This is a genomic window from Shewanella sp. NIFS-20-20, from assembly GCF_019209865.1.
Classification (GTDB): Bacteria; Pseudomonadota; Gammaproteobacteria; order Enterobacterales; family Shewanellaceae; genus Shewanella.
This window is the reverse complement of sequence record NZ_JAHUTT010000001.1, coordinates 18,130-31,511: the sequence shown is the minus strand read 5'-3', so window position 1 is coordinate 31,511 and position 13,382 is coordinate 18,130. Positions and strand designations below refer to the sequence as shown.

Below are 13,382 nucleotides of genomic sequence, written 5' to 3'. Positions count from 1 at the left end.
CATTAAACTGCCATGGACGCTTTGTTCCAAAAATGAGACAGTGGAGAAAACATGCCAGATTTAAACGGTATGATGCTGTTTGCAGCCGTAGTGCGTGCTAAAGGTTTTTCACAAGCTGCCAGAGAAACTGGCCTGCCAAAATCTACCATTAGTCGCAAAGTTGCACAACTTGAAGAACGCCTGGGAGTTCGTTTATTACAGCGTGATACCAGAAATTTGAGTCTAACCCAGGTTGGCGCATTGTTTTATCAACACTGCGAAAGTATTAATAATGAAGTCGAAGCGGCGAAAGCCACCATCGAGAATACTCACTCGGATGTGTCGGGCTCGCTTCGCGTCGCCATTCCAGTGTCGTTTAGCCAAGAATTGATCAGCAACTTATGCAGCGGTTTTATGCGCTTGCATCCGGGCATAGAGCTCGATGTGCAATTTACCGATAATGATGTGGGCTTAGTTGGCGAAGGCTATGACATTGCCATTAAGTATGGGCCGCTGCAATCATCCGACTTAGTGGCTCGACTCTTATTTGAGCGTCAGCCGATTTTAGTCGCCAGCCCCAGTTATTTAAAGCATCAAGGCACACCGGCCACCCCGAAGGATCTGAGTCAACATGATGGCATATTAATGGGGACGTCACGTTCGGCGCCGATTTGGCCTCTGGGTAAAGGCAATCGCAAAACCATGGCGAGTTTTAAACGTAAAGCGCGGGCAAATAGTACGGTCATGATCAAGCAGTTGGCCATTGATGATTTTGGCATTGCGATGCTGTCGTATTCCAGCTGCAAAAATGAATTAGCCAGTGGCGCACTCGTGCCGTTATTGCAAGAGTGGCCAATTGAACCCTTTAAAGTCTATGGCGTCTACTCCAGCCGGCGCCAACTGGCGAATAACATTAGTGTGTTTCTCGATTTCCTGAGTAAACGCTTTAATGCCCAAGAATCTCTACAGTCGCTCATGGGCTAATGCTGCTAAAAGCGGTAGGGGAAACGTAAACTAATTTGGTAATCCGGCGTGTCCTCGGTGAGTCCCGCACCTATGCTGGTTACCATAGATAAATTGTCAGACAAGGCTAAGGTCGCGCCAATGCCTAGCGTCGCGGTGTTAGTGTCAGAGCGGGGAATTTTTTCCCAGCCTTGACCATCGAGACGCTGACGAGTGCGGCCATAAAAGCGCTGATTAAAACTCATGCCCAAGCTCATGCGCTCGGACACGGCGAATGCTAATCCCAGGCTATAATCCACATAATCGCCAAGATCAATCGTTCCTGGTGTATCAAATTCTCCTAGGCCAGAAATATCATCAAACTGCTGGGGCAAATTCCAGCCGTAATTCAAATTAAAAAATACAATGGCAGGATCATAGGTTTTGGCCAAACTAAAGCCGGTCGAGACTCCCCAGTTACCCGCGCCAGAAGGCGTTTCTATGGGGTAGGTTAGGTTGCCGGATTCCGAACTCACTAAATCGATATCATACGGATGCTTACCCGTCGGCATTCTAACCCTGACATTCCATACCCAGTCGGGCCAAGCCCCCTGCTCCGCCATGATGCGGTAATATACCCCGGCACTGATATCCCCCAATAACGCATCATTAACTTGAGCGCTTTCGTAGCGTTGGCTAGAATTGCCCTCCCCCACAGAGTCATATTGATTGCTGCGATATAAATAGGGAACTGCCAGCTCAAATTGCCACTGAGGATTTAAGGTGTAACGTCCCACCAAATCAAACTGCAGATTACTGGTACGAACCCGATCTAAATTTAGGTTACCTAAAAAGATCGCGTCTAGCGCCAAAAAACCACGCAGAATGAGATCTTTACGGCTAAAGTAGCTGTAACTCAATGAGGATTCTAGGGTGAACTTTCGGGTGAATACATTATGGGTTTCGGCTAACACATCTTCAGTGCTACGCCCCATATCCGGCGCCTTTTTATTGGTGGCCTCGGAGGCGACAGCCGCAGGTTTCGTCGCCACCTTCGGCTGAGAAGCCGCCTCAGTGTTGGCGACGGCTTGGGCGCTATTATCCTGACGTTCGACGGGCTGATTACGATTAAGCGCTTGTTCTCGCGCTTGAATTTTTTTCGCCATTTGCAACAACGCTTGTTGCTGCTGTTGCACTTGTTTATTCATTAGGATCAACTGCCGCTTCAGCAAGGCAAGCTCTTGCTGTTCTTGCGTCGTCGCCTCAGCCACCTTGGGTGGCTTATCGCTTTCAGACTCAGCGATGGCAACATTTGCGGTCAGGGCAAGACAAACACACCAATGAAGATGCCTTAGATGCAGCATAATAGTCGTCCTTATTTAACTAGTGACGGGATGGAACAGCGCCTCACAACTAGCAATGACATACCTGCCTATTGGCCATAAAAATTATTTCCAAGCAATTGCTGCGCTAAAATGCTGGTGCCAAGTCGACCAAAATGAACCCCTCCAAACTGCAACTGACTTGAGTTAATAATTTGATGGTGAGACCCATTGACTGTAGTCGATTGTAACAACTGTCGCCCGCCATCATGATTTAATAGCATCTGCTGGCTCTGACCATTATTAAGTTGCAGTTGAATGCCAAAGTGACCAGGCACTGCGGAATATTGGCGTTGCCCATCTTCACTGACCAATACTTGCCCCAAACTTACTTGCTGACCACCGACTAATGGTGCTAATTGCCCTGAGCCTAAGCTAAAGTCATTGATAACATGATTATCTTCGCCAGCAATTTGAATGCGTTGCTGCAAACCAGAGGCCTGCCCATAAAGATTTGCTTCAACGTACTCGCCCATCACTAATTGCGACTCTGCAACAGTGACCGTCAAGCCTTGGGGGTTAATTTCTAGCTGCATGCTCGCCTGTTGAGTGACCCCGTGATGATCGAGATAATGGGTTTGCATCAGTAACCCAAAGTAATAGGCTTGCCCACTGACAATATAGCGACCGCGTTGTTGACCCAGCTCAATATCAGACAAGGATTGCGCCGTGGCAAATACCGCTAATTGCTTGTCGATATCATCACTAGCCCATGCCGTGGAACCACTCGCCAGCCACAATGCCGCATACATATAAGACCAAGATTGCCATTTCATCACTCACCTCCATTGTCGTCGCGACCCCTATACCGTTACAGCAGATCGGAATAGCTAAAACCGTATTCAATCAATTCAGCATCAGACATAGGTTCAATCACCATGGAAACCTTATGAGTCAGTCGGCCTCTCGGGCTCAATAACGGAGTCTGTTTGTCATAATCTTTACCGATCACCACGAACACTATGTCATTCCATTGAGACAAGAAGGTCTCAATCGGCAAAATCCTATTTCCCAATACAGGATCAGCCAGATAAATCTCTCCTGCCCATATTTTTCTAAACACCACAAAGTGGTTATATCCCTGATCATTAATTAATAAAATCACCGGAACCCGTAACTGCGTTAACTCATCAAGCCCAATGCGATAACCGCGGCCTCGATAGTTCATTTGTTGCAAGTAAGTTTTCATGTCCAGCAATGAGAAGCCTTTTTCAGCGACCAATTTCATATCGGCATGAGCCAACATACCGTGCATCACCTGCTCTTCAGTGACGGACTGGCCATAGGCATATTTCAAGATAGTTGCTAGGCTGGCAGCCCCGCAGGAAAAATCCGTGTGTTGCCTGACAATATGTTCAAACTTACGCTCACGAATACTTTGGATCTCTTTGGCGTAACTGCCCATTCCAGGCACCATACCATCGAGGATCTGAATCGCCGCTATCGCCGGGTAGCAAACCCAAAGTAACCATAATAAGAGCAAACTTTTCATCAAAAAAAGGGAGAGCAAGCTCTCCCTCCCCCGTTAGTTTCTTGCACCTTCAGAGATAATGACACCCGCTGAATTAACCGTGGTTAACGACAGGTTGTTAGCTTGGAGGTTACCGGTACCCGACGCCATATTCACGCCAATATTACCGCTAGCGCCCATAAACGAAGAACCGCTAATGCTGGCAGTATTGCTGGTTCTCTGTTTCACTTGCTGCACTATCATGGGTAGCTCACCTGTAATAGTCCCAGACAGCTCTAACGTGCCCATTTCGGCAAACGTCATATTATCATCACCCGTACCAGCCCCTTCAGAAGGGGTGCTTTGGTCAAAATCAATGTGACCAACTAAGGTTTCATCACCAGAATTGTGAATGCCATCAGCATCGCTCCATAATTCTGGATAATACTGTGATGTCATTTCTGACGTTCCTTGATACGTTCCTGTGGCACCGCCGTTTTCTCCGTCTCCACCCAAATTCAGATTAATCCCTACGGTTTCATAGGTATCTTCAATCACGCTGGCATTCAGTGTGGTGTTATGACCGGATTGCTGAACATTGGAGACACTAGCCTCACCTAGACGCCCATTGGAAACCGCAGCCGCCATATTGTTGGCTTGCGCGTTATTGTTACCCGAGGCAATATTGACCCCGATATTCCCTGAGGCCCCTTTGAATGCGTTACCCGATAAACTGGCGGAATTAGTTGATGCCACGTTAGACGTACCGTTAAAGACGCCCTGTTGGCTACTAAAAATTTCAGCATCGCCAGAACCAAAAGCGAACGAGGCATCAATTTCCGCGAGAGCGGCTGAATTCGCTTGCACATTATTATCGCCAGCCGCTTGGTTAACTCCAATGTTACCGCTGGCATTTTCAAAACTACTATCTCTTACGCTACTGCTGTTAGTGTTGTAATAATTCGTACCTGAATTGGCGCTAGACTCCTGCACATTCTCCACCACCGCCATACCCAGACCGTTGGCAACGATAGAACCGCTAATCTCGACCGAGCCTTCATAGGTAAGATCTTTTTCTACCGTTACTGTTTTGGTCAGCGTGACATCACTGTCACTGGTATTGTCGGTGTTAGCCCACACAGGCGCACTGACTAAAGTCGCAATAACCGCAGCTAAAGGTAACTTTTTCATGTTACATCCTCCATTATGGATAGTTTCACTTGCACGCTAATTCCCGCTTAAGACCTGTAACGAGAATTGATTTACGGCGGCATTATTGCTGCCGGAAATTTGATTGATTTGAACTAGACCACGAACGTGCGACAGACTGTCGCTACCAATCGCTGTGGTAAAAGACAAGGCGTTCTCATTGGCTTGAGGCAAAGGGGTGGCGCTATTGATAATCTGCATGTCTGCATCACTCAGCCCTTGAGATACTGGCGTGGAACCAATAATGCCTAAATTGGCTTGTAAATTACTGCGACCGCTAACTTGATTGACGCCCAATAAGCCTTCAAAATTGGCGAAGCTTAAGCCAGCTATCTCGCTGTGGTGCATCCCCACACTCGGATTGGTGGTCGCGAGATTAGACAGTATGACTTGGACCGTGGCTTGCGATCCTAACGCATGACTATTGGTTTGCAGATTATCGTCACCGGCAGCTTGATTGATCGCCAGTCGACCATGCACCTGACTAAATGCTTGGGGCTCAATGAGCGACACATGGCTCGTCGCCACTGCCATGGCCTGACTATCGAGCTCCTCGCTGGCGACGCTATATGCGGGCACAAGCAATATCAGACTCGCACTAATGCTTGTCAGCAGTCTGGCTTGAACCAACCATCTTGGCAGGCCAAGACTGATACCCAACGTCCTCATTAACATGCCCATCTCCTTACGCCGACATTACCCAAGTGGGTATCACCTGAAATCTGGGTAAGGTAATGCAAGTCATAGGCCACAACTTAAAAACAAACAAAATCAAATACTTAAAAACGCTAGTCTAAATTATACGTCTCAGGCATGAGACAGTAAGCTTGTAACCTATTGAATAGACGTCATATTAATATGACGACTGGATTCTTACCTTTAAGACACCGCTCTTAGAGGCCTCTGTCCAACGACTATCAAACACATGCTGCGTTCGCAAGTGACTGAAAAGTCATCACCCCTAATATTGGTGTCACGGTATTTAGGCGCAGGTACTGATGGCAAGAAATACATGCTAGGGAATAGCGCAGGGAAACATCTGAGGAAGATCACTGGGGTCAATCGCAGTGGCTAAGGCGGTCCATCGCCTATTGCGGGCTTACGTTAGTAAATCGTACTTATCCAATAATCGATACAAGGTTGCTCGCGACACCTGCAGGTTTTTCGCGGCTAAATTCACTTGGCCACCGGTTTGCAATAACGCTTCATTAAGGGCTTGACGCTCGGCCTTCTCCTTGTGGTATTGCAAGGAATAACATCGGCATGCGCCAGTTGACTGCACCGTGTCGGCCAAATCTAAATCCTTCGGAGTAATCTCAACGCCTTCCGCCATAACTAGAGCACGACGTAAACGATTGATTAATTCCCGCACATTACCAGGCCAATCATGCTGAATGATGGCGATCATCGCTTGCTCTGATAAGGGTTTCGAACGCCCTCCCATCGACGCGGCAGCTTCCTGCAATAAACTGCGGGCTAATTCAGGAATGTCATCCATTCGATCCCGCAACGAAGGCACCTGTAAAGTGACCCCATTTAAGCGATAGAATAAATCCAATCTAAATTTTCCAGTCGCTATTGCTTGTTGCAAATCGATATGGGTCGCCGCCACCACACGCACATCCGCACTGCGAGTAGTACCGCCCACCACATCAAAACACCCTTCTTGCAAAAACCGCAATAAATGGGTTTGTAGCTCCATGGGCAAATCGCCAATTTCATCGAGAAATAAGGTCCCGCCATCGGCTTGAGTCAGCTTGCCAAGATGCCGTTGACAGGCCCCCGTGAAAGCGCCTTTCTCATGACCAAATAATTCGGAATTCGACAAGCCTAAAGGGATGGCACCACAATTGAGGATCACTAAAGGCCCTTGAGCTCGCGCCGAATGTTGATGCACTTTTCTCGCCACCAACTCTTTACCCGCACCGCTAGGGCCAATCACTAATACCGGGAGTTCCGTGGGGGCAACTTTTAACACTTGCCGCTGCAATTTTTGCATCGCTGCCGAGCAGGTAACCGGTTGGCGAAGAGCGGTAAGGTGTTTTAAGCGGCGTTTTAACCAGGGTTGTCGCATATGCAACATGCCGCGAATACGCCCGATAGTGACCATAAACCGATCAATATCGACAGGGGCCGTATGGTAATCCCAAGCGTATAGAGAAATCATGTCCATGATGTTAGCCAATGCCAGCTGGCTGCGTTCGACAATGAATACCAACATAGTTTGCGACTGCCAGGCGCACACCAAAGGTTCTAACCAATCTAAACATGTTGAATATTGTAAATCAAAAATTGTAATGTCAGCTGGCGCCATCTCGTCAAGTAAATCATGGGGTAAACAGGTAACTTGAAAATTGGCAGATTGCAAAGGGCTAACATACTCCACTTCCTTACGTTCGCTCACAATAAGTACCGAGCACATACCACTAGTCCTTAGCCTCCGTTCTTGGAGGGCATATTAAGTTTATCCTTCTAATTAATATTCATTATTAATGGTGTGTCCCTATTGCTGTAATCATAATGACTGTTTATGGGAACCGATAAAGCATAGTTAACTATTGGCTGAATATCGTTAAATATCTCAATATTTGTAAGATGAGTCCGCCATCACTTTTGTGACTATAGTGATGCGATTTTGCGACACTTTTGTTCTCATGTCGCCTCTGGCATAATCGAGGCCTACCGAGAGAAAAGGAAGCTTCGATGCTTAAACCCTGGTGTACTTTACTGTTCATGCTGACGATGCCCAGCATTGCCGCCCCTATGCTACCTGAGGTCAATCAAGTCGAAGAGGCGCGACTCCCTCTAGCACAGCAATCCATGCCAGAGGTGGTGCAACGCTACCAAGCTTTTCCCGAGCAACTGCAACAATTACTGACCCTCGCCAACAATGAATTAACCCTGACTCAGGATACGGCCGCACTCGCCAAGCGTTTGTGGCAGCAAGCAGTGCAAGACGTGCAGTCTGGCCACCCAGATGACCGCGCCTTGTATTGGGCGAGACTCGCCATGCGCGATACACTGCTTCGCACCCAGGCCGGATTTGCGTTAGCCCCTTGGCAGCAAAAAATATTACTCACCAGCATAGAACAAGCGTCGCGCGGTGTCAGTGATGTGAGCTTTGCCCCCCAATCGCAGGTTCGTTTATTGGTGACGGGTTTTGATCCATTCTTTCTGGATAAGCACATAGATCAAAGCAATCCTTCAGGACTGGCAGCCCTCATGCTTGATGGCCACACGTTTACGATCAATGGACAGCAAGCTGAAATTCAAACCTTGATGATCCCAGTTCGCTTTGAAGATTTTGATCGCGCCATGATTGAGGCGTTATTGACCCCTTATTTTAGGGACAATAGTGTCGATATGGTGATCACCGTGAGTATGGGCCGTGACAATTTCGATCTCGAACGCTTCGTGGGTCGGCAGCGCAGTGCTGCAGCCCCTGATAATCGTAATATCCTCACCGGGGCAAGTCACGCTCATCCGCAGCCGCCCCTTTTTGAAAACGCTGCCATAAAAGGCCAGTCCTTTTATGAGTTTTCCTTACCCGCTACGGCCATGACGCAAGTCAGCGGCCCATGGGCAGTCCAAGATAATCGTCAAGTACGGACGCTAGAACAAGGCCAAATACACGCCGATGCGCTCTCGCCCCTACTTAACCAAACCTCAGTGGAAGGCAGTGGTGGTGGCTACCTATCGAATGAAATTACTTATCGAGCGTTGAGGATCAAAGATTTACTCAATAGTCAGGTACGTTCAGGCCATATTCATACCCCCAGAGTTCAGGGCTATGATCGTGAAAGAGAAACGGCGATTGTCACTCAACTGACGGCCCTCATCCACGCCGCGGCGGCGCAGTAAATGGTGGCTTAGCGACAGCCAAGTCACCCTGCCGACTCAATGGCGCCAATGCTGCAAACTAGCGATGGTCAACACAACACGTTACTATGAGGCGTTTGTGTTGACTATTGTAGAGATCATGGCCCCGTTATCCCCACTGCCCGAGGCACTCCAGCAGCAATTACTGCAAGCGTGCGAATTAAGCTATTTACAAGCCGAGCGCGCACTAGGCCGTCAATTCCCTCGCCCTGATATCAGCTTAGCACTGCGGGGACGCAGTGCCGGCACCGCCCACTTGCAACTGAACAAGCTGCGTTTCAATCCTATCTTGTTGCAAGAAAACCCTCGGGAATTTTTCGCCGCCGTGGTGCCCCATGAAATCTGCCATTTATTGTGCTATCAGCTCTATGGCCGCGTTAAGCCCCACGGCAAAGAATGGCAATACTTGATGCGAACGCTCTACGACCTGACGCCTCGCACCACCCACTGCTTTGATGTGCAATCGGTCAGTGGCCGCCAATTTGCGTATCACTGTCAATGTGGACCGGTTATGCTCAGCATTCGCCGTCATAACAAGGTGGTTAAACAGCAAATGCGTTATCGCTGCCGTAACTGCCAACAAATATTAGCCCCCAATATTAATCTCCTTGCTTAGTCGGCGTGGCAGCCATAGACTTTATCCATAAAAAAAAGATAACCACAACATAGTTAATCATTTAGGGATCCATCTTGTTTAACCATCTGCTATTTGGGCTCCTTTTGAGCCTGATATTGCTGGCGCCAGCCCATGGCTCGGGCCAACATCCTCGTAATTTCACCCAAGCGAAAAAAATCGCCCAACAGATGTATCTTCAGTTAGGACCACTACAAAGTTTTTATTGTGGCTGCGACATCTATGTGGAGAACAACAAATGGTCGCCATCCTTTAATGCTTGCGGCTATCAAGTGCGTAAACAAGTGCAGCGCGCCAACCGAATTGAATGGGAACATATCGTTCCGGCATGGGCTTTTGGCCACCAGCGACAATGCTGGCAAGACGGCGGGCGCAAACACTGCCGACGTGATGCTGAATTTGTCAAAATGGAAGCAGATCTGCATAACTTGGTGCCCGCCATTGGCGAGGTTAATGGCGATCGCAGTAATTATCGTTTTAGTGATTGGAATGCCACCCCACAACAATATGGCCAATGCCAGATGTTCATCGACTTTAGCGATCGTAAAGTGCAACCGCCAGCAACCAGTCGTGGCGCCATTGCTCGAACCTATTTATATATGCAGCAAACTTATGATCTGAAAATCGCCAAGATTCAGTTACAATTATTCCACGCTTGGGATAGAAAAACACCAGTGACCGCGCCGGAGTGTCGGCGAGATCGAGCGATTGCACAGCAGCAAGGCAATCATAATCCCTTTGTACAATCTCGCTGTGTTGCCGCCATCAAGGCCGGCACGATAGCAGAGTAACGTAAGAGTAACTTAATGAGAATTCCTAGAATTTATCAAGCGACCGAATTAGCGCTTAATTGCCATGTCAGCTTAGATGAAGATGGTGCGGCCCACATTGGCCGCGTACTGCGAATGAATGCTGGCGAGCAGATCAGTGTCTTCAACGGTGATGGACATGACTATGTAGCCCGCATTACCGAGTCGGGTAAAAAGCATGTCAGTATCGAGATCATCGACGTCAAGGTGAATCACTCTGAGTCGCCACTGAACTTGCATTTAGGCCAGGTCATTTCTCGCGGTGATCGGATGGATTTCACTATCCAAAAATCGGTGGAGCTGGGAGTCAACACCATCACGCCGCTATTTTCAGAACGCTGCGGCGTGAAACTGTCTGGCGAGCGCTTAGAGAAAAAAATTCACCAATGGCAAAAAATCGCCATCAGCGCATGCGAGCAAAGTGGCCGCAGCGTGGTGCCGATTATCCGTCCGGCAATGGAACTACAACACTGGTGTAGCGAAGCCACAGCCGCTTTAAAGTTAAACCTCCATCCGCGGGCGGCCTCAGGGATCAGTGGATTGTCATTGGATAATCGTCGTGTTCGCCTGTTAATTGGCCCTGAGGGTGGCTTATCGCCAGAAGAGATTGCCATGACGGAGAATTATCAGTTTACCGATGTGCTGCTAGGCCCAAGAGTCCTTCGTACCGAAACGGCCTCGCTGACGGCCATCAGCTTACTGCAATTACATTTAGGTGACTTGGGTTAACCGACTCGCCCCTATTGACGCTTGGCTAACGATAGCCGAACCAATAACAAGGATAATATGATGATCAAGCTCGGCATAGTGATGGACCCCATCCAAGAGATCAATATTAACAAGGATTCGAGTTTTGCCATGCTGATGGCAGCGCAAGCTCGCGGCTATCAACTTTTCTATATGGAAATGGGCGATCTCGCCATTGAAGATGGCAAGAGTATGGCCAATATGCGCCCATTGACTGTCACCATGGATAGCCAGCGCTGGTTTGAACTGGGTGAGGCAACGATAGCTCCTCTCGCGTCACTCGATGTGGTCTTGATGCGCAAAGACCCTCCCTTTGATACTGAATTTGTCTATGCCACCTATATGCTTGAACGCGCCGAAGACGAGGGCTGTTTAATCATCAATAAGCCCCAAAGCTTGCGCGATGCTAACGAAAAACTGTTCACCTCTTGGTTCAGCGAATTTACCCCAAAAACCTTAGTCAGCAGCGATGCCAAGCGCTTACGCGCCTTCCACCAGCAATTTGGGGATGTCATTTTAAAACCCTTAGATGGTATGGGTGGCAGCTCTATTTTCCGCATTAAACAAGATGATCCCAACTTGGCCGTGATCATTGAAACCCTCACCGACCATGGTCGTCGTTATGCCATGGCCCAGCAGTTTATTCCAGACATCAGTGCTGGTGACAAGCGTATTTTGGTGGTTGATGGTGAGCCCGTGCCATATTGTTTAGCCCGCATCCCCGCCAAAGGGGAAACCCGAGGTAATTTAGCCGCCGGCGGCCGCGGCGTTGCACAACCTTTGTCTGATAGTGATTGGCATATTGCACGCACCTTAGGCCCTGAGCTCAAACGTCGCGGTTTAGTGTTTGTCGGCCTCGATGTCATTGGTGATAAACTCACCGAAATTAACGTCACTAGCCCAACCTGTATTCGCGAAATTGAAGCGGCCTTTAAGGTCGACATCACCGGCATGCTCATGGACGCGATAGAGCGCCGGCTCGCAGCGAAATAACGCATAGGATGATCTAGAATGTCAGTGATGATAAGACTGGTGGGGGCATGGATTGCCTTCACCCTATTGGCGCCTATTTCGCAGGCCCAAGGCCTCAACCAATTACCTGCCCGCCCAAAAAATATCATTATTATGATAGGCGATGGCATGGGCCCGGCATATACCAGTGCTTACCGCTTTTATCGCGATGAGCCTGCCAGCGAAGAAGTCGAAGAAACGGTATTTAACCGCTTACTGGTTGGCAATGCCAGCACCTTCCCAGCCAAGGTGAGCGGCTACGTCACTGACTCGGCCGCAGCAGCGACCGCTCTAGCGACTGGTGTTAAGACCTATAACGGTGCAATTAGTGTCGATAGTAACCAACAGCCACTCACCACCCTTTTTGAGCAGGCTAAGCAGCGCGGCATGGCCACAGGTATCGCGGTCACTTCGCAAATCAATCACGCCACGCCCGCCGCTTTCTTAAGTCATAACCCCAGCCGTAAAAATTATGATGAGTTAGCCGAAAGCTACTTACAGGCTGGCGCCGATGTCTTACTTGGCGGCGGACTGCGCTATTTCCCTGACGCCCTGCGAGCTCAGTTCGCAGCCCAAGGCTATCAAGTATTAGTGAGCATGGATGATCTTGATAAGGTCAACCAAGGTAAGGTGTTGGGGTTATTTGCCGACGTCCAATTACCTTGGGCACTCGATGAACCCGACGGTCAGCGCTTAAGCAAAATGACGGCCAAGGCGCTAGCGCTGCTATCTCAGCATTCTCAAGGCTTTGTGTTATTGGTTGAGGGGAGCTTAATTGATTGGGCCGGCCACAATAATGATATTGCCGCCTTGCTGGGTGAGATGCATGAATTTGCCAATGCCATTGAAGTGGCCGAACAATTTGTGCGCCAACATCCTGAGACATTACTGGTGGTCACCGCCGATCATGATACCGGTGGCCTCACCTTAGGTCGAGATGGTCTTTATCAATGGGATCCCAGCTTGTTGCGCGCCTTAAGCATGACGCCCGCCAGCCTAGCCCAGCGCCTGATTGCCTTCCAATCAAGTCCCGAATTGAGTTGGCGGGATGAACTGGCCTCCTTGTGGCCTACGCCATTAACTGCGGCGCAATTTACTCAACTGAGTAATGCGAGAATGCAAGGCCAACAAGCGCTGGAGCGCGCCATCAATAAGCTGATTGATAGCCAAACTCACACCGGCTGGACATCGGTAGGCCACACCGGGGTAGACGTACAAGTATTTGCCACCGGGGCCGGCGCCAATGTGTTTAATGGTCATCAAGATAACACGGATATTGCTATCAAACTCAATAGCCTATTACCTGTGACTGCGGCGAAAAACCCGCAATAAGCGATCGG

At 49.0% G+C, this 13,382-nt stretch carries 14 protein-coding genes; 8 read left to right on the top strand and 6 right to left on the bottom strand.

Features of this window, described 5'->3' with window-relative positions; translation table 11 throughout:
- Positions 1-51: 51 nt before the first annotated feature.
- Positions 52-963, top strand: coding sequence for a LysR family transcriptional regulator (locus KU855_RS00150; RefSeq protein WP_218528314.1), 912 nt, complete (start codon positions 52-54; stop codon positions 961-963).
- A 5-nt stretch (positions 964-968) separates the two neighbouring features.
- On the opposite strand, the gene KU855_RS00145 is transcribed toward KU855_RS00150, so the two are convergent.
- From KU855_RS00145 to KU855_RS00125, 5 genes are all read right to left on the bottom strand, one after another.
- A complete protein-coding gene (locus tag KU855_RS00145; protein ID WP_218528313.1) occupies positions 969-2,285 on the bottom strand; it encodes a transporter in 1,317 nt (438 codons plus the stop codon).
- A 68-nt stretch (positions 2,286-2,353) separates the two neighbouring features.
- On the bottom strand, positions 2,354-3,079 hold the full coding sequence (locus KU855_RS00140) for a hypothetical protein (protein WP_218528312.1): 726 nt from the start codon (positions 3,077-3,079) through the stop codon (positions 2,354-2,356).
- Between the two features lie 35 nt (positions 3,080-3,114).
- Positions 3,115-3,813, bottom strand: coding sequence for a C39 family peptidase (locus KU855_RS00135; RefSeq protein ID WP_256260805.1), 699 nt, complete (start codon positions 3,811-3,813; stop codon positions 3,115-3,117).
- Between the two features lie 15 nt (positions 3,814-3,828).
- Entirely contained in the window at positions 3,829-4,944 is a 1,116-nt protein-coding gene (locus KU855_RS00130) for a hypothetical protein (protein WP_218528311.1), read from the bottom strand.
- A 36-nt stretch (positions 4,945-4,980) separates the two neighbouring features.
- Positions 4,981-5,637, bottom strand: coding sequence for a hypothetical protein (locus KU855_RS00125; protein ID WP_218528310.1), 657 nt, complete (start codon positions 5,635-5,637; stop codon positions 4,981-4,983).
- A gap of 250 nt (positions 5,638-5,887) precedes the next feature.
- Between KU855_RS00125 and KU855_RS00120 the strand changes: the two genes are divergently transcribed.
- The gene (locus KU855_RS00120; protein WP_218528309.1) at positions 5,888-6,037 is read left to right on the top strand and encodes a hypothetical protein; all 150 of its coding nucleotides are present in this window, start codon (positions 5,888-5,890) and stop codon (positions 6,035-6,037) included.
- A gap of 24 nt (positions 6,038-6,061) precedes the next feature.
- Here KU855_RS00120 and KU855_RS00115 read toward each other — a convergent pair whose 3' ends face one another.
- Positions 6,062-7,366 (bottom strand): sigma-54 dependent transcriptional regulator, encoded by a 1,305-nt coding sequence (locus tag KU855_RS00115; RefSeq protein ID WP_218528308.1) that lies wholly within the window; start codon positions 7,364-7,366, stop codon positions 6,062-6,064.
- A 299-nt stretch (positions 7,367-7,665) separates the two neighbouring features.
- On the opposite strand from KU855_RS00115, the gene KU855_RS00110 reads away from it, so the two are divergent.
- From KU855_RS00110 to KU855_RS00085, 6 genes are all read left to right on the top strand, one after another.
- The gene (locus KU855_RS00110) at positions 7,666-8,823 is read left to right on the top strand and encodes a hypothetical protein (RefSeq protein ID WP_218528307.1); all 1,158 of its coding nucleotides are present in this window, start codon (positions 7,666-7,668) and stop codon (positions 8,821-8,823) included.
- Positions 8,824-8,920: 97 nt separating this feature from the next.
- Complete coding sequence (locus KU855_RS00105) at positions 8,921-9,457, top strand: SprT family zinc-dependent metalloprotease (RefSeq protein WP_371316291.1); 537 nt, start codon at positions 8,921-8,923, stop codon at positions 9,455-9,457.
- 74 nt (positions 9,458-9,531) lie between these two features.
- Complete coding sequence (locus tag KU855_RS00100) at positions 9,532-10,266, top strand: endonuclease (protein WP_371316290.1); 735 nt, start codon at positions 9,532-9,534, stop codon at positions 10,264-10,266.
- Between the two features lie 15 nt (positions 10,267-10,281).
- Positions 10,282-11,013: a 16S rRNA (uracil(1498)-N(3))-methyltransferase gene (gene rsmE, locus KU855_RS00095; protein WP_218528305.1), complete on the top strand. Its 732-nt coding sequence runs from the start codon at positions 10,282-10,284 to the stop codon at positions 11,011-11,013.
- A 60-nt stretch (positions 11,014-11,073) separates the two neighbouring features.
- The gene (gshB, locus tag KU855_RS00090; protein WP_218528394.1) at positions 11,074-12,024 is read left to right on the top strand and encodes a glutathione synthase; all 951 of its coding nucleotides are present in this window, start codon (positions 11,074-11,076) and stop codon (positions 12,022-12,024) included.
- Positions 12,025-12,042: 18 nt separating this feature from the next.
- Positions 12,043-13,374 (top strand): alkaline phosphatase, encoded by a 1,332-nt coding sequence (locus KU855_RS00085; RefSeq protein ID WP_218528304.1) that lies wholly within the window; start codon positions 12,043-12,045, stop codon positions 13,372-13,374.
- Positions 13,375-13,382 lie beyond the last annotated feature (8 nt).

What these genes read in the sequence shown, in the direction of transcription:
- KU855_RS00150 (WP_218528314.1), top strand. Translation starts at nt 52, where the DNA reads ATGCCAGATTTAAACGGTATGATGCTGTTTGCAGCCGTAGTGCGTGCT.
- KU855_RS00145 (WP_218528313.1), bottom strand. Translation starts at nt 2,285, where the DNA reads ATGCTGCATCTAAGGCATCTTCATTGGTGTGTTTGTCTTGCCCTGACC.
- KU855_RS00140 (WP_218528312.1), bottom strand. Translation starts at nt 3,079, where the DNA reads ATGAAATGGCAATCTTGGTCTTATATGTATGCGGCATTGTGGCTGGCG.
- KU855_RS00130 (WP_218528311.1), bottom strand. Translation starts at nt 4,944, where the DNA reads ATGAAAAAGTTACCTTTAGCTGCGGTTATTGCGACTTTAGTCAGTGCG.
- KU855_RS00125 (WP_218528310.1), bottom strand. Translation starts at nt 5,637, where the DNA reads ATGTTAATGAGGACGTTGGGTATCAGTCTTGGCCTGCCAAGATGGTTG.
- KU855_RS00120 (WP_218528309.1), top strand. Translation starts at nt 5,888, where the DNA reads ATGCTGCGTTCGCAAGTGACTGAAAAGTCATCACCCCTAATATTGGTG.
- KU855_RS00110 (WP_218528307.1), top strand. Translation starts at nt 7,666, where the DNA reads ATGCTTAAACCCTGGTGTACTTTACTGTTCATGCTGACGATGCCCAGC.
- rsmE (WP_218528305.1), top strand. Translation starts at nt 10,282, where the DNA reads ATGAGAATTCCTAGAATTTATCAAGCGACCGAATTAGCGCTTAATTGC.
- gshB (WP_218528394.1), top strand. Translation starts at nt 11,074, where the DNA reads ATGATCAAGCTCGGCATAGTGATGGACCCCATCCAAGAGATCAATATT.
- KU855_RS00085 (WP_218528304.1), top strand. Translation starts at nt 12,043, where the DNA reads ATGTCAGTGATGATAAGACTGGTGGGGGCATGGATTGCCTTCACCCTA.